Source organism: Pseudomonas sp. S3E17 (genome assembly GCF_024168685.1).
Lineage (GTDB): Bacteria > Pseudomonadota > Gammaproteobacteria > Pseudomonadales > Pseudomonadaceae > Aquipseudomonas > Aquipseudomonas marginalis.
The window spans coordinates 1094010-1114793 of record NZ_JALJWE010000001.1 but is presented as its reverse complement, the minus strand read 5'-3'; the positions used below and the strand labels follow the sequence as shown (position 1 = coordinate 1114793).

14 protein-coding genes are annotated in these 20784 nt (G+C 59.6%); 5 read left to right on the top strand and 9 right to left on the bottom strand.

Annotated elements, in window-relative coordinates; genetic code table 11:
* Positions 1–70 precede the first annotated feature (70 nt).
* Genes J3D60_RS04550 through J3D60_RS04535 form a run of 4 tightly spaced genes read right to left on the bottom strand, consistent with a single transcriptional unit; the run spans position 71 to position 3960 of the window.
* On the bottom strand, positions 71–844 hold the full coding sequence (locus tag J3D60_RS04550; protein WP_253490080.1) for an enoyl-CoA hydratase: 774 nt from the start codon (positions 842–844) through the stop codon (positions 71–73).
* Between the two features lie 11 nt (positions 845–855).
* A complete protein-coding gene (locus J3D60_RS04545; RefSeq protein ID WP_253490079.1) occupies positions 856–1983 on the bottom strand; it encodes an acyl-CoA dehydrogenase in 1128 nt (375 codons plus the stop codon).
* A gap of 12 nt (positions 1984–1995) precedes the next feature.
* The gene (locus J3D60_RS04540) at positions 1996–3180 is read right to left on the bottom strand and encodes an acetyl-CoA C-acyltransferase (RefSeq protein WP_027605870.1); all 1185 of its coding nucleotides are present in this window, start codon (positions 3178–3180) and stop codon (positions 1996–1998) included.
* A gap of 12 nt (positions 3181–3192) precedes the next feature.
* Positions 3193–3960 (bottom strand): SDR family NAD(P)-dependent oxidoreductase, encoded by a 768-nt coding sequence (locus tag J3D60_RS04535; protein ID WP_253490077.1) that lies wholly within the window; start codon positions 3958–3960, stop codon positions 3193–3195.
* A 200-nt stretch (positions 3961–4160) separates the two neighbouring features.
* Here J3D60_RS04535 and J3D60_RS04530 point away from each other — a divergent pair, with 200 nt between their 5' ends.
* The 5 genes from J3D60_RS04530 (at position 4161) to J3D60_RS04510 (ending at position 14002) form a co-directional block, all read left to right on the top strand.
* Positions 4161–5054 (top strand): bestrophin family protein, encoded by an 894-nt coding sequence (locus J3D60_RS04530; protein ID WP_027605872.1) that lies wholly within the window; start codon positions 4161–4163, stop codon positions 5052–5054.
* 71 nt (positions 5055–5125) lie between these two features.
* The gene (locus J3D60_RS04525; RefSeq protein WP_065941534.1) at positions 5126–6184 is read left to right on the top strand and encodes a tetratricopeptide repeat protein; all 1059 of its coding nucleotides are present in this window, start codon (positions 5126–5128) and stop codon (positions 6182–6184) included.
* Positions 6185–6295: 111 nt separating this feature from the next.
* Positions 6296–7798, top strand: a complete 1503-nt coding sequence (locus J3D60_RS04520) for an ATPase domain-containing protein (RefSeq protein WP_065941535.1) — start codon at positions 6296–6298, stop codon at positions 7796–7798.
* On the top strand, positions 7795–9465 hold the full coding sequence (locus J3D60_RS04515) for an ATP-binding protein (protein ID WP_253490075.1): 1671 nt from the start codon (positions 7795–7797) through the stop codon (positions 9463–9465). Before J3D60_RS04520 ends, J3D60_RS04515 begins: the two co-directional genes overlap by 4 nt.
* 325 nt (positions 9466–9790) lie before the next feature.
* The gene (locus tag J3D60_RS04510; protein WP_253490073.1) at positions 9791–14002 is read left to right on the top strand and encodes a YopT-type cysteine protease domain-containing protein; all 4212 of its coding nucleotides are present in this window, start codon (positions 9791–9793) and stop codon (positions 14000–14002) included.
* 105 nt (positions 14003–14107) lie between these two features.
* On the opposite strand, the gene J3D60_RS04505 is transcribed toward J3D60_RS04510, so the two are convergent.
* The 5 genes from J3D60_RS04505 to J3D60_RS04485 all read right to left on the bottom strand — a co-directional run bounded on the left by J3D60_RS04505 (position 14108) and on the right by J3D60_RS04485 (position 20675).
* Positions 14108–14485, bottom strand: a complete 378-nt coding sequence (locus J3D60_RS04505) for a response regulator (RefSeq protein ID WP_027605876.1) — start codon at positions 14483–14485, stop codon at positions 14108–14110.
* Positions 14486–14563: 78 nt separating this feature from the next.
* Positions 14564–15757, bottom strand: a complete 1194-nt coding sequence (locus J3D60_RS04500; RefSeq protein WP_253490071.1) for a hybrid sensor histidine kinase/response regulator — start codon at positions 15755–15757, stop codon at positions 14564–14566.
* Positions 15751–16350 (bottom strand): chemotaxis protein CheB, encoded by a 600-nt coding sequence (locus J3D60_RS04495; protein ID WP_253490070.1) that lies wholly within the window; start codon positions 16348–16350, stop codon positions 15751–15753. The genes J3D60_RS04500 and J3D60_RS04495 overlap by 7 nt, the downstream gene beginning before the upstream one ends.
* Positions 16347–17177 carry a protein-glutamate O-methyltransferase CheR gene (locus J3D60_RS04490; protein WP_174557012.1) on the bottom strand — a complete coding sequence of 277 codons (831 nt, stop codon included), beginning with the start codon at positions 17175–17177 and terminating at the stop codon, positions 16347–16349. The genes J3D60_RS04495 and J3D60_RS04490 overlap by 4 nt, the downstream gene beginning before the upstream one ends.
* Positions 17178–20675, bottom strand: a complete 3498-nt coding sequence (locus J3D60_RS04485; protein ID WP_253490067.1) for a response regulator — start codon at positions 20673–20675, stop codon at positions 17178–17180.
* Positions 20676–20784: the final 109 nt, after the last annotated feature.

Genomic DNA, 20784 nt, shown 5'->3' with positions numbered 1-20784 from the left:
CAAGCTTCAAGTAAAAGCGCATTGGCGATTACTTGCAGCTTGCAGCTTGAAGCTATACAGCTGGCAACGACTACTTATCCTTGAACTCAGGCGCGCGCTTGGCCACAAACGCCGCCATGCCTTCCTTCTGGTCCTGCGTGGCGAACGCGGCATGGAACACCCGGCGCTCAAAGCGCACGCCTTCCGACAGGCTCACTTCAAACGCACGGTTCACGCTTTCCTTGACCATCATGCTGATCGGCACCGATTTGCCGGCAATCAGCGTGGCGACTTTCAGCGCCTCGTCGAGCAGTTCATCGGCGGGCACGATGCGCGCGACGATCCCGCAGCGCTCGGCTTCCACCGCATCGATAAACCGTCCGGTCAGGCACATTTCCATGGCCTTGGCCTTGCCCACCGCGCGGGTCAGGCGCTGGGTGCCGCCCATGCCCGGCAGCACGCCGAGGTTGATTTCCGGCTGACCGAACTTGGCGCCGTCACCGGCCAGGATAAAGTCGCACATCAGCGCCAGCTCGCAGCCACCGCCCAGGGCGAAACCGTTGACCGCGGCGATGATCGGCTTGCGGCGGTTGGCCACGCGGTCGCTGTCGCTGAACAGGTCGTCGAGGTAGATCTGCGGGTAGGTCAGCTCGGCCATTTCCTTGATGTCGGCGCCGGCGGCGAAGGCTTTTTTCGAGCCGGTCAGTACGATGCAGCCGATTTCCGGGTTGGCTTCCAGGCCATCCAGCGCCTGGTTCAACTCACTGACCAACTGCGCATTCAGGGCATTCAGGGCTTGCGGGCGGTTGAGGGTAATCAACCCGACGCGGCCCTGAACGTCGAGCAAAATGGTGTCGTAACTCATGTATCGGCTCCTTAGAGATTGCGTGAGATGACCATGCGTTGAATATCGCTGGTGCCTTCGTAAATCTGGCAGACCCGCACATCGCGGTAGATCCGCTCCACGGGGAAGTCGCTCAGGTAACCGTAACCGCCGAGGGTTTGCAAGGCGGCGGAACAGACTTTTTCGGCCATTTCCGAGGCGAACAGCTTGGCCATGGAAGCTTCGACCAACGCCGGCTTGCCGCTGTCCCGCAGGGCGGCGGCGTAGTGCACCATCTGCCGCGCCACGGCGATTTGCGTGGCCATGTCCGCCAGGCGAAAGGCCACGGCCTGATGCTCAATGATCGGCTTGCCGAAGCTTTCACGCTCGCGGGCGTAGTCGCGTGCAGCCTCGAAAGCGGCGCGGGCCATGCCCACCGATTGCGAGGCGATGCCGACGCGACCGCCTTCAAGGTTGGCCAGGGCGATCTTGTAACCCTCGCCCTCCTCCCCAAGACGGTTGGCCACCGGGACCTTTACATTCTCGAACAGGATCTGGCAGGTATCGGAGGCATGCTGGCCGAGCTTGTCCTCGACCCGCGCCACGCTGTAACCCGGCGAATCAGTGGGCACGATAAACGCACTGATGCCACGCTTGCCCGCTGCGGGGTCGGTCACCGCGAACACAATCACTACCCCGGCATTCTGGCCGGAGGTGATGAACTGCTTGCAGCCATTGAGCACGTAATGATCGCCTTCACGGCGTGCACGGGTTTTCAGGCCACTGGCATCCGAACCGGCTTGCGGCTCAGTCAGGGCGAAAGCACCGAGCATGGCGCCGCTGGCCAGGGGCTTGAGGAATTGCTCTTTCTGCTGATCGTTGCCGAAGCTCAGGATCGGCACGCAGCCCACCGAGTTGTGCACGCTCATGATGGTGGAGCAGGCGCCGTCACCGGCGGCGATTTCTTCCAGGGCCATGGCGTAGGCCAGGTAACCCGTGTCGCACCCGCCCCACTGTTCCGGCACCAGCATGCCGAAAAAGCCCAGTTCGGCCATTTCGCCGATGGCTTCCTTGGGAAAGCGGTGCTCACGGTCCCACTCGGCGGCAAACGGTTTGAGCCGCTCCTGGGCAAATTGCCGGGCGGCGTCGCTGATTTGCAGTTGTTCGTCATTGGGCAGCATTGGGCTCAGTCCTTAATACAGGCATTCGACGGCCATGGCCGTGGCTTCACCGCCGCCGATACAAATGGCGGCGACGCCCCGCTTGAGGCCTTTCTGGCGCAGGGCCGAGAGCAGGGTAACCAGGATCCGCGCGCCGGACGCGCCAATCGGGTGGCCCAGGGCGCAGGCACCGCCGTGGACATTGACCTTGGCGTGGGGGATTTCCAGCTTGCTCATAGTCACCAGGCTGACCACGGCAAAGGCTTCGTTGATTTCGAACAGATCGACGTTGTCGAGGCTCCAGCCGGTCTTGCTCATCAGCTTGCGAATCGCGCCCACCGGCGCCACCGGAAACAGCCCCGGTTCATCGGCAAACGCCGCATGCCCGTGGATCACCGCCAGCGGCTTGAGCCCACGCTTTTGCGCCTCGGACTCACGCATCAGCAGCAATGCGGCCGCGCCGTCGGAAATCGAGCTGGAATTGGCCGCCGTCACCGTGCCGCCTTCGCGGAACGCCGGTTTGAGGCCGGGGATTTTTTCCGGCCTGGCCTTGGGGGGTTGTTCGTCATGCAGGATGGTTTTCTGCTCTTTGCCGACGGTGACCTGTACCGGGACAATTTCGGCGGCGAAGCTGCCATGGGTGATCGCCTCCTGCGCACGGGTCAGCGACGCGATGGCGAACGCATCCTGCGCCTCACGGCTGAAGCCGTTGAGCTGCGCGCACTCTTCGGCAAAGGTGCCCATCAGGCGGCCCTTTTCATACGCATCTTCCAGGCCGTCAAGGAACATGTGGTCGATGACGCGGCCATGGCCCATGCGATAGCCGCTGCGGGCGCGGTCCAGCAGGTAGGGCGCGTTGGACATGCTTTCCATGCCGCCGGCGATCACCACGTCGACGCTGCCGGCCAGCAGCGAATCATGGGCGAGGATCGCCGCTTCCATGCCCGAGCCGCACATCTTGTTGAGGGTGGTGCAACGCGTGGACTTATCCAACCCGGCGCCCAAGGCGGCTTGACGCGCAGGCGCCTGGCCCAGGCCGGCGGGCAGCACGCACCCAAACAACACCTCATCCACGGCGTCGGCGGCGATGCCGGCACGCTCGACCGCCGCACGGATAGCCGCAGAGCCCAGTTGCGGTGCGGTGAGACCCTTGAGGTCGCCCTGGAACCCGCCCATGGGGGTGCGCACGGCGCTGACAATCACGATGGGATCATTCATGGCTCATCCTCCTTACTTGGCCGCCATGCGCAAGGCGCCGTCGAGACGGATCACCTCGCCGTTGAGCATGCTGTTTTCAATGATGTGCCGCACCAGCGCGGCGTATTCGGCAGGCTTGCCCAGGCGTGGTGGAAACGGCACGCCGGCGGCCAGGGAGTCGCGTACTTCCGGGGTCATGCCGGCCATCATCGGGGTTTCGAAAATGCCCGGGGCGATGGTCATCACGCGAATGCCGAAGCGCGCCAGCTCCCGTGCGGCGGGCAAGGTCAGGCTGGCTATCGCGCCTTTGGACGCCGCATAAGCGGCCTGGCCGATCTGCCCGTCGAATGCAGCCACCGAAGCGGTGTTGATGATCACCCCGCGCTCGCCGTCGGCGTTCGCTTCAGTTTCGGCGATGGCGGCTGCCGCCAGGCGCAGCAGGTTAAAGCTGCCGATCAGGTTGACGTTGATCACCTGGGCAAAGCTGGCCAGCCCGTGGGGGCCAGTCTTGCCGAGGATCTTTTCACCGCGTACCACCCCCGCGCAATTGACCAAGCCATGCAAACCGCCAAACACCGCGACGGTTGCCTGCACGGCGGCTTCGGCAGCCGCTTCCTGGCTGATATCCGCTACTGCGCTGCGGGCGTTGCCGCCGAGCTGCCTGGCCTTGGCCGCCACGGCGTCGGCATTCAAATCCACCAGCATGACCTTGGCGCCGGCCGCGACCAGCATATCTGCGGTGGCTGCACCGAGGCCGGACGCGCCGCCGCTGACCAGAAAAACCTTGTTCTCAATCTGCATTATTGTTTCCTTGAACGGTCGAGATCGTCGAAATAGTCGCTCTGCAACGCCACGGCAGCAATGGTCAAAGCCTTCAACATGGCTGACTGGTTTGGCCAATCATCGACCGCGCTGATCGGCCGGTCAGCCCAAGCGATTGGACGTGCGCCGTGCAAGCTCCTAACCTGAGGGCCTGCGCCACCGAAGAAGTCCTCCGCCCGATGATCGTACGTCCCAAACCGAACCTGCTGGGCATCCTGTTTTCCCTCAAGGGCTCGATTGCCAAGCGCATCGCTCTGCGCAGCCTGCTGGTCACGCTGCTGGCGTCGGTGATCGTGTTGGTGGAAACCCTGCACCCGGCCTATTTCTCCAAGGTCAACGCCACGCCCTTTACGTTGCTCGGGCTGTCGCTGTCGATCTTCATGAGTTTTCGCAATAACGCCTGCTATGACCGCTGGTGGGAAGGCCGCAAGCAACTGGGGCAGATGATCATTGAGGTGCGCTCGCTGATTCGCGAGACCCAGGTGCTCACTGACCCGACGGAGCGTGGGCGCCTGCTGCGGGGCCTGGGCGGCTTCGCCCACGGGCTGGTCGCGCGCTTGCGCCACGAAGACGAAGCCCGGGCGATCCAGCCCTGGGCCAGTGTGGAAGCGAGTCATCCCAACCTGCCTGACCGGGTGCTGCAACAGATTGGCGCGGGATTTTCCGCCTTGGCCGAGCAAGGCGCCCTCAGCGAATGGCGTTACACCCAGTTGGAAACCCGCCTGGTCAGCCTCAGCCAAGTACAGGCCGCGTGCGAGCGCATCAAAAGCACGCCGCTGCCCTTCCCTTATACCTTGCTGCTGCACCGCACCATTTACCTGTTCTGCATCCTCTTGCCGTTCGCCATGGCAGAACCCCTGGGCTGGCTGACGCCGGTGTTTACCGCCATTGTCAGCTACACCTTCTTCGGCCTCGATGAGATCGGCGACGACCTGGAAGACCCTTTCGGCTTTGACGAAAACGACCTGCCCTGCAATGCGATCCTGCGCACCCTGGAGCGTGAGCTGCTCGCCGCCCTCGGCGAAACCGACCTGCCGCCGGCCCTGGAACCGGTGGAATACGTGCTGACCTGACGCGGGTTTGACACCTGCCGTGGTCTGGCCGAAGCTTGCGGCTTTGCTTCTTCAGCTTTTCGGACGCCTGCATGTCAAAGTCACGCCGTTACTCCATCGTCGGCCTGTGCGCCCTGTTGTTGATTGTGCTGATCACCTGGTATTTCTCCCGCACCACCCAGGTGGCCGTGCCTGCGGCCATTGCCCACGGTTATTCGAAAGCCTTGAAGCAGGCACGTAACGGTGAGCCGGGCGCCGCGCGCGTGTTGTATCAGCAATTGGGCCGGCCGGACCTGTCACCCGAACGCCGCGCCGCGCTGCATGCCGAATTGCCCAACTACCCCAGCCCCCAGGCCTTGAAGCTCGCCGACAAAGACCTCACCAGCGACGCCCCGCAGGTGCGCGAAGCGGCCATCCACAGCATTGTCGGCCTGGTGCCCAGCGGCCAGCGCACCCTGCTGCTGGGCCCGGTGCTCGACGATCCCGAACAAAGCGTACGCTTTGCCGCCGCCAATGCCCTGCTCGGCCTGTCGCCCGACACCTTGGGCCTGTACTTCGGGCCGTTGCAGCAGGTATTGGACGAGTTCGTGAAAAAGCTCAAGGCCCAGCCGGAAACGGCCGAAGGCTGGATTCAACTGGCGCGCCTGTACATTCACAGCGCCCTGCTGCCGGAAGCGCAAAACGCCCTGGAACAGGCCATGCGTTTGCAACCGGACAACCTGCAAGCGGTGGTCGCGCAGATCGAGTTGCTGGATAAACAGGGCAAGACCGATGAGTCCCGCCAACTGCTGGCCCGGCAACTGGCGGCGCACCCTGAGTCGGCCTACCTGCAACATGCCCTGGGTATGTGGCTGCTGCACCATGGCGAGCGCACCTATGCCCTGCTCGGCCTGTCCAAGGCCGTGGAGCTGGAACCGGACAATCAGGATTACCGCTACGACCTCGCCACGACCCTGCATGCCCAGCAGGAATTGGAAGCGGCCCAGCGCCAGCTGGAGGAAATCGTCCAGCGTCACCCGGCCAATCGCAAGGCGCGGGTGTTGCTGGTCAACTATTGGAAAGAAAGCGGCCAATTGCAGAATGTGCAGGTGCTGCTCGCCCAGCTCGAACAGCAAAACCCTGACGATCCGGCACTGCAGCAAGGCCTGTAGGCACAATAATCGCGCATCAGTTTGAACCGCCACAAAGCGCTACGGTCAAGAGAACATGGCGCGTCCACCTGGATGCGCATCCTCTACTCGTATGTGACCTGAGGGCACTTCTTGTCTACATCCAAAGCGTTGTTAACCGAAAAAGCAGCCATCGGCATCGAAGGTCTCGACGACATTCTTGCCGGAGGGCTATCGCGCAGCCACCTGTTCCTGCTGGAAGGTGAACCTGGCACCGGTAAAACCACGGTCGCCCTGCACTTCCTGCAGGCCGGGGCGAAAGCGGGTGAGCGAACGCTCTACATCACACTGTCCGAAACCGAGCGTGAGTTGCGCCAGGGCGCCGAGTCCCACGGTTGGGACCTGGACGACAATATTCATATCTTCGAACTGACCCCGCCGGAGAGCCTGCTGGATGCCGAGCATCAGCAGAGCCTGTTGTACTCTTCGGACCTGGAGCTAGGCGAAGCGACCCGGCAGATCTTCGAAGTGGTGGAGCGGGTCAAGCCGACCCGCGTGGTCATCGACAGCCTCTCGGAAATCCGCCTGCTCGCGCAAAGCTCGCTGCGCTATCGCCGCCAGATCCTGGCGATCAAGCATTACTTCGTGCGCTACGACGCCACCGTGCTGCTGCTCGACGACCTGACCACCGAATCCCTCGACAAAACCGTGCACAGCGTGGCCCACGGGGTGATTCGCCTGGAAGAACTGACCCCCAACTACGGCGCCGAACGCCGTCGCGTGCGGGTGGTGAAATATCGTGGGCAGAAATATCGGGGTGGGTTTCACGACTTCACCATCATGCACGATGGCATCCACGTATTCCCGCGCCTGGTGGCCGCCGAGCATCGTGGCGGTTACATACGCCAGACCTTGAGCAGCGGCATTCGCGAGCTGGATGCCCTGATGGGCGGCGGCGTCGAGACCGGCTCCAGCAGCCTGATTCTCGGCCCGGCCGGTACCGGCAAATCGCTGATCTCGATGATCTTCGCCGCAGCGGCGGTAGGCCGGGGCGAAAAGGCCGCGCTGTTTATCTTCGATGAAGAACTGGGCCTGCTGTTCGAGCGCATGAACAATATGGGCATCGACCTCGCCGCCCTGCAGGCCACCGGCAACCTGCTGATCGAACAGGTGGACGCAGCCGAGCTGTCCCCCGGCGAGTTTTCCCACCGCGTGCGTCGTTGCGTGGACGAGCGTGGGATCAAGACGGTGGTCATCGACAGTATCAATGGCTACCAGGCGGCGATGCCGGAAGAAAACGCGCTGATCCTGCATATGCACGAACTGCTGCTGTACCTCAACCGCCGTGGCGCGGCGACGTTCATGACCGTCGCGCAACATGGACTGGTCGGCGACATGCAGGCTCCTGTCGACATCACTTACCTGGCCGACACCGTGATTCTGCTGCGTTATTTCGAGGCGCTGGGCAAGGTGCGCCGCGCCATCTCGATTATCAAGAAACGCACCGGCGCCCACGAGTCGACTATCCGTGAATACCGTATCAGCAGCCGCGGCATGACCGTCGGGGAACCGCTGGACAATTTCCAAGGAGTTTTGCGCGGCATCCCGACCTACATGGGCGCCGGTTCGCCTTTGCTCAAGGATGAGGCCGTGTGACCAACCTTTCACCCGTATCCGAACGCGCAATCGTCCTGGCGCCCATGGGCCGTGATGGCTCTTTGGCGCTGATGATGCTCAAGGAAGCCGGCTACACTGGCGTGATTGCCAGCAGCCTGCCCGCATTGTGCGAGGCCGTGGAGCAAGGCGCCGGCATGCTTATCATCGCAGCCGAAGCCCTGCGCGGCGCGGACCTGGAGCCCCTGCTGGAATACCTGCACCAGCAGCCCGCCTGGTCCGACCTGCCCATCGTGCTGATGACCCATCACGGCGGCAGTGAGCAGAACGGTTCTTCCCACCTCAGCGGCCTGCTGGGCAACGTGACGTTCCTGGAGCGCCCCTTCCACCCCGTGACCTTGATCAGCCTGGTGAGCGCCGCCCTGCGCGGGCGGCGTCGGCAATATGAGGCACGGGACAGGTTGATCGACCTGAGCGAGAGCGAACTGCGTCTGCAGCGCACCCTTGAGACCCTGGAGCAGCAAGTCGAGGAACGCACGGCGCAGTTGCGCAGCAATGAAGAAGCTTTGCGTCAATCCCAGAAGATGGAAGCCGTCGGCCAATTGACCGGCGGTATCGCCCATGACTTCAACAATATGCTCACCGGCATTATCGGCAGCCTGGAGCTGCTGCGAAGGCGTGTGTCCCGCGGCAAGCTGGACGATCTCGACAGCCTGATCGACCTCGGCGTGACCTCCGCCAACCGCGCCGCCGGCCTCACCCACCGCCTGCTGGCGTTCTCGCGGCGCCAATCGCTGGATTCCAAGCCGGTACAGATCAACCAGCTGGTGACGTCCATGGGCGAGCTGCTGCAACGCAGCCTCAACGAAAGCATCGCCTTGGACATGCGCCTGGACACTCAGTTGTGGACCGCCGAGGCCGACCCCAATCAACTGGAAAGTGCCCTGCTCAACCTGGCGCTCAACGCCCGGGATGCCATGCCGAGTGGGGGCCGCCTGGTTGTCGAAACCTGCAACCGTCACCTCGACAGCGTCTTCACCGCCGCCTACGGCACGCTCAAGCCCGGCGACTACGTGGAACTGAGCGTCAGTGACACCGGCTGCGGCATTCCGGAAAGCCTGATGGGCCGGGTCTTCGACCCCTTCTTTACCACCAAGCCCATTGGCCAGGGCACCGGCCTGGGCTTGTCGATGATCTACGGTTTCGCGCGCCAGTCGCGCGGGCACGTGACACTCCACAGCGAGGTAGGCAAAGGCACCACGGTGAGCCTGTTCCTGCCGCGTTTCGTCGGCGAAATCACCCCCGATGTGACCGTGGACCCTGCCCTGTTGCCGATTGCCAACAGCGGGGAAACCGTGCTGATCGTCGAGGACGACCCGGCGGTGCGCGTGCTCGTCAGCCAGGTGTTGAGTGAGCTGGGCTACGCTTTTGTTGAAGCGGGCGATGCCAATGGCGCACTGCCGATTATCGAATCCAGCCAACGCATTGACCTGATGATCAGCGACGTCGGCTTGCCCGGCATGAATGGGCGACAACTGGCAGAGATCGGTAGGCAAGTTCGACCGGACTTGAAAGTGCTGTTCATTACCGGGTATGCCGAGCATGCGGCGGTGCGTGGTGGATTCCTGGATCCGGGGATGCAGTTGATCACCAAGCCGTTTACGTTTGATTTGTTGACGGCGAAGGTGCGGGAGATGATTCGGGCATAAGGGCCAGTGAATGAGGCGCAGGCCAAGCGAAACGCTGGCGCTCGATCGGGCCCGCTGACAGGCTATTTACGTTGAAGGGACGAATTTGGCTCATTGCAAACTTCGTTAATGACCTGCAATGTCTAAAGTTTTACTTGTAGATATAGGAAGTAATACTCAAATGCCGTCGGGTGAATCACTTTTGTATCGGCGCCCAGCGCATTTAGAAACTTCCGGCAAAGAGTAGAGTTGGAACGCTAGAGGCTAATGCCAATACCAAGTGTTAACCGCGGGCGCAGTTACAAAACCCGGGGTATGTTCATTTGCCTCTCAGAGAATGCCCCTCATGATTTCACCCGATAGCGTTACTCTTCCCCGCCACCATCTTCAGAACGCCCCGCTAACATCAACTTCCGCCTCGTCCCATGCGCCTCTTGCTGAATCCTCTTCCGAGCGGGACATCGATCCGATACGTAATCAACGATCTATTCGGAGCATTGGGCAGAGATCGCTTCTCGCCCAACAAAGTGTCCAGAATCAGTTGCCACCACCTCCGCAAAAAAATTCGATGACGCCAGCAGATGCCATTGGCCTACAGGCACTTATCGATGGCCTGACTAAAACAGGTGAGTTGCAGAAACATCGATACTATGGCACTGAACGGCGGCTTAGATCCCTGCAGATAACACTGCCACCAGAATCTTACATTGCGCGCAAGAACAACCTTCTCGAAGGGCAAAGCATGAGCGCCGAACGATACATCCAGGCGCTGGGCTTGCCGTTACCCACCAGTTGGCAAGAGACCTTGCGATTGACCCAGAAAATTGCCATGCCATTGCCCGCACCGCCTGCGCTGGGTGATTTCGGGGGGCTGCTGGGTCGGACGGTACCCCTGGCTCAATCCCAGCAAGATCGCGTGCGCGCTATCGTCGACGAATCAGCTAATACCAGCATTCAGTCCTTGATCATACACGCTGTCACCAACACGGAATCACCCGTAACCCCTCGCAAGGTACTCGAACAGTTGATCGCAAACCCCCAGGCGCAGGCACTGGGTCAGAAACTGGAAGCCGAACTGCAGGGCATTTCAACCACAACCAGTGTCAATGAATGGTTGATGACAGCGGTGGCACTGGAACTGGGCATCACGCCCGAAACACAACGCAACCGTATCGCAGGCTATGACCTGAACCAGCCCGACAATTGGGGCAAACCCGCTTCGGCGATCATCGCGGCGGTCAATGACCATCTAGAACGTGAAAACGCCAATGTCCCTGACGTGAGGGGTTATTTGCTGCTCTCGCGGGTCGCACCGCAGTTTCTGGTCAAACAGTTGCCCGAAAACCTGGTGTACGGTTCCAACGAGTGGGCTGTGTTCAGTGCTGCCGTTTCGCGCATTGAGCAACAGGCGCCCGGTACTGCGGCGACTATGACATTTGACCAAGTGATCGAGTTCGGCAACACCTCTGCGGTCAGCGAGCGCCAAGCGGTGCACGCCGCCCTTGCTGAACGCAACGCCATGGTTGACTGGGGTATCGTCAATGGTTTTCTCATCAAGAATGACGATGACAACTACGATCCAGCAGCGATTGAGCACACGCGGGGCAAATTCAACGAGCAGATAACAGAACTGAGTACACGCCTCGCGGTGTTCTCCTCACCGCTGCCGACCAGAAAAGCCTTGGCAGAAGCCGAACTCAAAAAAGTACTGGGCGATGACGTCCCTCTCGAGAAAGAATTCATCAAGCTGGGCCGCCAAAACAGAGGTGGCACAGCATACTCGATTATTGATCTATATATGTCGGGTCGGCTCAAGGCCGATACACTCAGGTCTGATTTTGACAAGGAGCTACTAAAAAAACTCGAGCCTAAATTCGATGAGCTTCCCGATATCAAAGAAGTATTTAAAGAAACGTTCACGCCTTATTTCGACGGGGTAAAAAAAGCCTTTACCTCGCGTATAAAGAATCAAATTTCACGACTCCCTTTAGAAGACCGAAAAAATTTTGGATTCGGGGGGTTAACGGCTTACTCCGTTCGCCTACCACTGCATGAAGATGGAGAAAATGATATCAGTCAAAAACAATACAAAAAAATTGGACGCGATTGCATATTGTTTAAAACGGTGCGTGGCGATAAATCAACCTACTATGAGTTTTCTGTAAGCGATCAGACTATTCGCAAAAAAACCGACCTGCCTGACGATCTGCCCATCGGTGCAACCCGTATCTTCCGTGGGGTAGACGGCGATAAATATATCGAAGGGTTTGAACGGCTGCCGTTCGACCTGGATAAGTATGGGATCGGGAATGGAGGCCTACCACCGCCAAAAGTCCCCGTCATCATTGATCGGGTCAATATCCAGCCCGCGTCAGTCACCTCCGGCGCCGACGAACCGAATTCGACAACTGCCCCCCTCAAGACATTCTTTACCGCGAAGACCGATGCGATTGCCAAGACCGTCAGCGAGCATTTTTTCAGCGACAAGGACAGTTTCGAGGCAAATGCTTCAGGTGAAACAAACTTTGAGAAGCGGTACCGGAAAAACAATAAACTCAGCAATGACATTCTGAATGTAATTATTCCGTTCAAATCCGCTATCGAAAACGCGATTGAGGGTAAATGGGATGACGCCATCGGCGATGCAATGCTGGATCTGATAGCGCTTTATAATCCTGGCGCCAAAGGCAGCGGCATTGTTAACAGAACCAGTAAAACAACGGCTATGAGGCTACTGACAGGCGTCAAGAAATTCGGTGGCGCCGTGCTTAAAGACGCCAATCTTTTCGCTGACGTGGCGGACCTGACGCGCTTGTTGACGAAAGGTGCGAGATCCGCAGCATCGTCACTCTCTGACGGTGTTCATTCCCTACAGATGTCTGGCCGCAGTTTGCTCAATGCTCCTAACGGCCTGGACGGCGTGTCGATGGGTACCTTCAAGTATCAAGGCGAAGTTATGGAGGGTGCGGCAGCGTTCAAAGATAACAAGTGGTACGCACTTGATCCCTTGTCACTAAAGCCTTATGGCGCACCGCTGGAGGATTTCTTGCCCTCGCTGCAGGCCCAAATGGCAGAACTCGGGAAATGGGCGACTGCGGACAGCCCCCGAAAGACACTCGATGAGGCCGTTGTCAAAAGCTGGAAAAAGACCGTTAACGACCATCGCACTGGACCGCAAAAAGCTCAGTTTGAAAGCGGGTACCAATCAGGAACCCCCCAAACTATCACAGGGTTCTCCAATTCCATGAAGCCTGCAGATATCATAACCTTGGCTGGCAATAAAAACCTTACCGCCAAGGAGGTCGGGATGCTGCTCAAGCGGTTCGACGATCTCTCTTACCAAATCGGTCGAGTTGGCTCAGCTCGTTTTATCGATGCCATAGAACCAGGGCTCGGAAGCGTAATACCTGTGCCTCAAGTCATATACCTTTCCAAGACCGGGCAATTTTCCAATGGGCAATGTGCCGCGCTATCACGCGTCATGGCGGACGCCATGGCAGAAGGCAAAGAACAGTTATTGATCAAAAACATGCTCAGTGCAGCGGCCTACCCGGCCGATCCGGCCTCCAGAGAATTTACTGCCAAACTGAGCAAGATCCAAACCCAAGTCGGCGCGCGAAGTGCTTTTCATGCTCAACAGACGGTGCGTCAGGAGACGGTTCAAGGCATCGTGAATGAGCTGGCCGATGCCAGCGTATCCAAGTCAATAATGATCGACTCTCCTGGTCACGCCATGGCGGCTGGCGTAAGGGTTGATGACACAGGAAAGAGCTTCTACTTCTATGACCCTAATCATGGGCTTGCGAAATTTTCCAATGCGCAGGACATGGAAAAGGCACTGGAGAAACTGACTCGCGACAAGAAACTGAAGCCAGGCTACGTGACTCATAGTACTGACCCCGCTAAGTTGGAGTTCAAGGTCTTCGATCATACTGATGCGTGGCAGCGAACAAACAGTGTGCTGAGTACGGATGTTAAAAAGCTGTATGACGCACAACTCGCCATCCGACCAGACAGCGAAAGAAGTGCTGAAAAGTTCATGGTTAGTTTACTCAATGAACGTCTTGCCACGCCCGGGAGCAAGGCGAGTGTCCGAACTCTTGAGGAACTGAAGAAATTTGACTTCGCTGTCCCAACCCAAATATTTCGAGGGCATACAGCTATCGGGGATACTCTCGCGACCGGCCTCAGGCGTGCAGCGGGAACGGACTCTTCCGGCGACGACTATCTGGCTGCGATTATCCAACATACGGCAAGAACATCAGGCAGTGGCGGTGAAGTCATGTCATTCAGCGCGAGCAAGGCCAAAGCCAATAGTTTTGCCACTCAGTACTCAACACCCACTAAGAAGGTCCCCGTCTTTACTGTCGACACAACCCAAGACCCGGACGCATTTCGAACGGTGGTCGATATCGTTCTTAAAGACGGGGAAAGACTGGTCAGGGATAAAAAAATCACTAAAGCAACCCTTCTGCAAGCCGTTGAAAAATTGAACGGGCAGGAGTTAGAGGTCTTTTATGTCAAAGGGGACATACCGCCGGCATTTATGGTGAGCTAAGGCACCTCTCATTCAGGGTACGCTCAATACCAATAGGAAAAAACTGACACTTTGAACCTATGAAAGCGAAAGCAGCGGCGTCGGACTTTCGACGCCGCCCCGCCATCAGGCCAATAACCGCTGAATATGCTCCTGCAACGTATCCAGATCAAACGGCTTGGCCAGGATCGGTGCATTGCGCGTGATCGGGCTGTTGCAGTCGAGAATCTCCTGCGGGTAGCCGCTGATAAAGATCACTTTCAATTCCGGGCGCAACTTGATGGCCGGCTCGGCGATCTGCACGCCGGAAATCCCACCGGGCAAACGGTAGTCAGTAACCATCAGGTCCAGGTGCGGCTTGGTGGCGAGGATTTCAAAGGCCTGCTCCCCATTGATCGCCTTCAATACCCGATAACCCAGGCCGGCCAGGTACTCACCCAGCACAAACATAATGGATTCGTCGTCCTCGACGATCAGTACGACATCTTGTGCATCTTCACTCATGGGAAGCCTTTGTCCGGTCAATTGCTGCAATTACGACCATGGGGTCACGTAGAGGTTGCGTCGGGGTGACGATTGATTTCATGCCGACGGTTCAAGGGGCAGGCACACCCGGAACAAGGCGCCCTCGCCTATCTGGCTCTCGACCTCGATGGTGCCGCCATGGGCTGCCACGATCTGCTCGGAAATAAACAACCCAAGGCCCAGTCCCGCGGCAACCTGGCTGGCTGACACCCGTTCGAACTGCTGGAAAATACGCTTCTGGTTCTCTTCACTGATGCCGATCCCGTGGTCACGCACTTCTACCCTGGCTTCCTCATGCTCGGTATACACGCGCACCTCCACCGGGCTCTTGGCCCCGTAGCGCAGGGCGTTGGTCAGCAGGTTGGTGACCACCTGTTCGATACGAAACTCATCCCAATTGCCCAGCACCGGCCCCTCGGCCGCCAGGTGCATCGACGATTCGGCGGCAGCCACCTGCGGTGCGAAATTCTCCACCAGGTTGCTCACCAATTGCGCCAGGTCGAAGCGCCCCGGGCGTATAGACAACTTGCCGGTGCGGATACGCGAGACGTCGAGCATGTCTTCGATCAGGCGGATCAGGCTCTGGATCTGGCGCTCATCGCGGTCGACCATGGCGTGCATCTTGTCCAGGGTGAACGCGGCGGCGTTATCCCGGGCCAGGTGCATCTTGCGCAGCTGGGTTTCGAGGATCAGGCCGTTAAGGGGCGTACGCACCTCGTGGGCGACGATCGACATGAAGTCGTCGCGCATGCGCACCGCCTGCTCCAGCTCGGCCTGGGTCGCCTGCAGGCGCGTGAGCAACAGCTCCTGCTCGCGGCGGCTGCGCTCCAGGGCTTCGACTTGCTGCTTCATCGCCTTGCTCTGGCGGTACAGGTCGACAAACACATTGACCTTGCTCTTGACCGCGTGGATATCCAGCGGCTTGTGCAGGAAGTCCACGGCGCCACTTTCATAGCCCTTGAACGCATAGTTGAGTTCACGGCCGGCGGCGCTGACGAACACAATCGGGATGTTCTTGGTTTTCTCGGTGCCGCGCATCAGCTCGGCCAGTTCGAACCCGTTCATGCCGGGCATCTGCACATCGAGAATCGCCATGGCGAACTCGTGCTCCAGCAACAGGGACAAGGCTTCATCGGCGCTCAATGCCTTGAAGACCTGACGGTCCTCGCGCTTGATCAACGCTTCGAGGGCCAGCAGGTTTTCCGGCAGATCGTCGACGATCAGCAGTTTGGCCTGGACAGTACTTAACATGGGGAGGATTCCAGGGAAGCCAGCAATGCGGCAATGCGGCTCAGGGTCAGAATATGGTCAGGGGTGTGCAGGGCCAGGGCCGCCCGCGGCATCACGGCAATCCGTGCTTCGCTGGGGTCCTGGACCACCGTGGTGCCGCCCGAATGCTTGACATGGGCCAGCCCGTGGGCGCCGTCCTGGTTGGCCCCCGTCAACAAAATCGCCAGCAGGCCCTTGCCATAGGCATCGGCGGCGGAGGCAAACAGGTAGTCGATCGCCGGCCGGGAATGGTGTACCCGCTCTTCCTGGCTGAGGGACAGGCTGCGGTCATGCTCGACCGAAAGGTGGTAACCGGGACCGGCGAAATACAACGTGCCTGCCTGGATCGCTTCCTTGTCCTGCCCTTCCCGTACCGGAATCGACAGGCGTCGCGCAAAGACTTCCGCCAGTTGGCTGCGACGCTCATCCGGCAGGTGCAATACGGCAATGATCGGCAGGCCGAAGGTGTCGGGCAGTTCGCTGAAAATACTCAGCAACGCCTCGACGCCGCCGGCGGAGGCGCCGACGACGATGGCTTCAATCCCGCGAATCGGGTTGGCGGCAACGTCGTTCATGATTTGCGGTAGATCCGTTCCTGCTTGACCAAGGGCTCGAATTGCTTGCTGTACCCCGAAAACTCCAGGGTTTCCTTGCTGCCGAGCACCAGGAAGCCTCGATGGCACAGCGACTCGTGAAACAACCCAAATGCTCGATCCTGCAATTTTTTATTGAAGTAAATCAGTACGTTACGACATGAAATTAATTGAGTTTCTGAGAATACACTATCGGTCGCCAGGCTGTGGTCGGCAAACGTCACATTCTCCCGCAGCGATTTGTCGAAGATCGCGTAATCGTAAGCCGCCGTGTAGTAGTCGGCAAATGAACGCTGCCCCCCGGCCTGCTGATAATTGGCGGTGTAGGCCCGCACGTTCTCCAGGGAGAAGATGCCTTGCTTGGCTTTATCCAGGGACGCGGGGTTGATATCGGTGGCATAGATGATCGTACGTTCCAGCAGCCCTTCCTCACGCAGCAGGATGGCCATGGAGTACACCTCCTCCCCCGTGCTGCAGCCGGCAATCCAGATCTTGATCGACGGGTAGGTCTTGAGCAGCGGCACCACTTCCTGGCGAATGGCCAGGAAGTGCGACGGGTCGCGAAACATCTCGCTCACCGGGATCGTCAGGAACTGCAGCAACTGCATGAACGCCGCCGGGTCGTGCAGCACCCGCTCCTGCAGCGCTGAAATCGTGGCGCAGTCGAACTGGCGCAAGGCATGGGCCACGCGGCGTTTGACCGACGCACCGGAGTAGTCGCGAAAGTCGTAGCTGTACTTGAGGTAAATCGCCTCGATCAACAGGCGCAGCTCAATATCGCTGCTCTTCTCCAAAAAACGTTGCTCCACTTAAATGCGTTCCATCTTCGGTAGCCACACGCGAATCAGCGAGAACAGGCGATCCAGGTCGATCGGCTTGGCCAGGTAGTCGTTGGAACCCGCCGCGAGGCAGCGCTCCTGGTCGTCTTTCATGGCCTTGGCCGTCACCGCGATGATCGGCAGTTTCTTCCAGCGCGGGTCCTGGCGGATCAAGGCGGTGGCCTCGTAGCCGTCCATCTCCGGCATCATCACGTCCATCAGCACCAGGTCGATATCGTCGACTTCATTGAGTCTCTCGATGGCTTCGCGGCCGTTACGCCCGATCACCACCACGGCACCTTTGTGCTCCAGGGCGCTGGTCAGGGCGAAGATGTTACGCACATCGTCGTCCACCAACAGGATCTTGCGCCCCTCGAAGACCTTGTCGCGGCTGCGGGCGGTCTTGAGCATCTTCTGGCGGTCATGGGACAGCTGGGATTCGACTTTGTGCAGAAAGAGTGTGACTTCGTCGAGCAGGCGCTCTGGCGAACGGGCGCCCTTGATGATGATCGAGCGCGAATACTTGCGCAGTTCGGCCTCTTCATCGCGGGTCAGGTTGCGCCCGGTGTAGACGATCACCGGCGGGAACGAGCAGATATCTTCGGTGGCCATGCGCTTGAGCAACTCGTTGCCCAGCATGTCCGGCAGCTTGAGGTCGATGATCATGCAGTCATAGACGTTGGTGCGCAGCAGCTCCAGGGCGGCCTGGGCATAGCCGACATCGGTGATTTCGATGTCATCGTCGCCGATCAGGCGGGCAATGCTGTCGCGCTGCAGGTCATCGTCCTCCACCAGCAATACGCGCTTGACCTTCTGGGTCAGCTTGGCCTCAAGGCGTGCAAACACGTCCTTGAGCTCTTCGCGCGTCGTCGGTTTTACCGCATAGCCGATGGCGCCCATATGCATGGCAGCTTCGACACGGTCTTCCACGGAAATCACGTGCACCGGGATATGGCGCGTGTTGGCGTGCTCCTTGAGGCGTTGCAGCACGGTGAGCCCGGAATGGTCCGGCAGGCGCATATCCAGCAGGATCGCATCGGGAATGTACTCCTCGGCCAGGCTGTAGCCCTCGTCCGCGCCGTGGGCCACCAGGCACTGGTAACCCAACTCATGGGCCAGGTCGAACAGGATGCGGGCGAAGTTCGGTTCGTCCTCCACCACCAGGATGCAGCGGGTGGTGAACGGCGCCTTGTCGCGGTCATCGGCGAAGCGCGGGATCTGCTTGGTGTCGGCCACCGGCAGCGGCGAAATTGCGACGGGCGTGGGTGCGGGCGCGGTAATCACCTGGCGCGGTTGCTCGATCGGCGCGGCATCTTCCTCGCGTTCGACATACTGCTCCGGCAGCACCAGGGTAAAGGTGCTGCCTTTGCCGGGCTCACTGGTCACGCTGATATAGCCGCCAAGCAACGCGGCCAGGTCGCGGGAAATCGACAGGCCCAGGCCCGTGCCGCCGTAACGGCGGTTGGTGGTGCCATCGGCCTGGCGGAACGCCTCGAAGATGCTTTCCTGCTGGTCCGGGGCAATCCCGATGCCCGAATCGCGCACGGTAAAGGCGATGCCTTCCCCCGGCGCGCGGGAGACCGACAGGCTGACCTCGCCTTGCTCGGTGAACTTGATCGCGTTGGAGAGCAGGTTCTTGAGGATCTGCTCCAGGCGCTGGCGGTCGGTGAACAGCATGATCGGTGCATCGGCCTGCACCTGTACCTGGAAGCCCAGCTTACGGTCGGCGGCCAACGGTTCGAACATCCCGCGCAGGCCATCGACCAGGCGCGTGACGCTTGAGTTTTCCGGGCGCACTTCCAACTTGCCGGCTTCCACCTTGGAAATATCCAGGATGTCGTTGATCAGGTTGAGCAGGTCATTGCCCGCCGAATAGATCGACTCGGCAAACTTGACCTGTTCGGCGCTGAGGTTTTCCTGGGGGTTTTCCGCCAGCAACTTGGCCAGGATCAACGAACTGTTCAGCGGCGTGCGCAATTCGTGGGACATATTGGCGAGGAATTCGGACTTGTACTTGCTGGAGCGCTGCAATTCATCGGCGCGATCTTCCAGCTCCAGCTGGGCCTGGTTGAGTTCGACGTTCTTGCGGTCCATGGCGTCGCGCTGCTCAGCCAGGGTCTGGGTCTGTTCGGCCAGTTGCTCGTTGGTCTGCTCCAGCTCGGCCTGCTGGGTTTCCAGGTGCGCCTGGGACTCCTTGAGGATGCGCGACTGTTCTTCGAGTTCTTCGTTGGCGGTCTTGAGTTCTTCCTGCTGGACCTGCAGTTCTTCGTTGAGCTGCTGGGTTTCGGCCAGCACTTCCTGCAGGCGTTGGCGATAACGGGCGGCTTCGATGGAGGTGCCGATATTGCCGGCGATCAGCTCCAGCAGTTCGACGTCGCGCTCCTCCAGCGGGCGCAAAAAGCCCAGTTCGATCACACCGTTGACGCGGTCGTCATCGCTGGTGGGAACCACCAGCACGCTGCGGGTCGAGCCTTCCCCCAGGCCGGAGCTGACCTTGAAGTAGTCCACCGGCACGTCGTCCAGGCGAATCAGGCGATCGAGCTGGGCGGCCTGCCCGACGATGCCCTCATCGCTGTAGATCGACTGCTCCAGCTGTTCCTGCTCGCGGGAGAAGCCATAGGTGGCCACACGCTTGAGGCCGCCGTGCTCTTCGCGCACATACAGCGCCGCCACCGCCGAGCCCATGTATTGGGCAAAGAACTGCAGGATATTGCGCCCGAGCATGTTCAAGGTCAGTTGGCCGAGCACCTGTTCGGCCAGTTCGGTCTGGCCGTTACGCAGCCATGCCTGCCGCTCCAGGCGTTGTGCGATCTTCTGTTGTGACGCGAGGTTTGCGCTGTAACTAACTGACAGGGCGATTAAATTTTTTCTACCGATATAGGCCAGGATCCCGCTCAGGCCGAGAACGAACAACAGATAGAGAGTGACGCTTATCACCGTGGTGCGCGTGACTTGTTCATTGCGAGTGATCCGGAACTGCTGCTCCATCGCCACCGCGTCTTCGTATTCCTTGCGAATTTCGTCGGTCAGGCGCTTGCCCCGGCCGGACTTGACGGCGTTGCGATAGTCACCGCTTTCGCGCTGCAGGTCGATCATCGACTGGGCGTATTTGTTCCATTCGGCTTGCAGGGCTTCCAGGCGTTTCAGACGGTCCACCTGTTGCGGGTTGTCCGCCACCAGCTCCTGCAGGTTACGCAGGTCGGCAATGATGCGCGGCTTGGCCACTTCGTACGGGTCGAGGAAGTGCTCGTCCCCGGTGATCAGGAAACCACGCATGCCGGTTTCAAGATCGACGGTCAGCTTGGACGACTCGTTGAGGTTGTTGATGACCCGGTCCGTGTGTTCCACCCACTGGATCACCGAGAGCAAATAGCTGATCAGACAGACGAAGAACACCGCGCTGAGCACGCCCACACCCAGGGGCAATGCCACGTTTCGGCTGAGCAGTGTACGAAAGCTCTTTTCATCGACGGACGACGCGGGAGTCATGGGCATGCCTTGGCCAAATAGGGAAAAACCGGGAGTTTGCCCCAAAGTGCCGGTAGAGGGCTACGTTTCTGACGCGGATTAAGGTTTAAACACATGAACACCTCAAACT

Bases quoted from the DNA above. Each gene is read 5' to 3' on its own strand.
- J3D60_RS04550 (WP_253490080.1), bottom strand. From the start codon at position 844: ATGAGTTACGACACCATTTTGCTCGACGTTCAGGGCCGCGTCGGGTTG.
- J3D60_RS04545 (WP_253490079.1), bottom strand. From the start codon at position 1,983: ATGCTGCCCAATGACGAACAACTGCAAATCAGCGACGCCGCCCGGCAA.
- J3D60_RS04540 (WP_027605870.1), bottom strand. From the start codon at position 3,180: ATGAATGATCCCATCGTGATTGTCAGCGCCGTGCGCACCCCCATGGGC.
- J3D60_RS04535 (WP_253490077.1), bottom strand. From the start codon at position 3,960: ATGCAGATTGAGAACAAGGTTTTTCTGGTCAGCGGCGGCGCGTCCGGC.
- J3D60_RS04530 (WP_027605872.1), top strand. From the start codon at position 4,161: ATGATCGTACGTCCCAAACCGAACCTGCTGGGCATCCTGTTTTCCCTC.
- J3D60_RS04525 (WP_065941534.1), top strand. From the start codon at position 5,126: ATGTCAAAGTCACGCCGTTACTCCATCGTCGGCCTGTGCGCCCTGTTG.
- J3D60_RS04510 (WP_253490073.1), top strand. From the start codon at position 9,791: ATGATTTCACCCGATAGCGTTACTCTTCCCCGCCACCATCTTCAGAAC.
- J3D60_RS04505 (WP_027605876.1), bottom strand. From the start codon at position 14,485: ATGAGTGAAGATGCACAAGATGTCGTACTGATCGTCGAGGACGACGAA.
- J3D60_RS04500 (WP_253490071.1), bottom strand. From the start codon at position 15,757: ATGTTAAGTACTGTCCAGGCCAAACTGCTGATCGTCGACGATCTGCCG.
- J3D60_RS04495 (WP_253490070.1), bottom strand. From the start codon at position 16,350: ATGAACGACGTTGCCGCCAACCCGATTCGCGGGATTGAAGCCATCGTC.
- J3D60_RS04485 (WP_253490067.1), bottom strand. From the start codon at position 20,675: ATGACTCCCGCGTCGTCCGTCGATGAAAAGAGCTTTCGTACACTGCTC.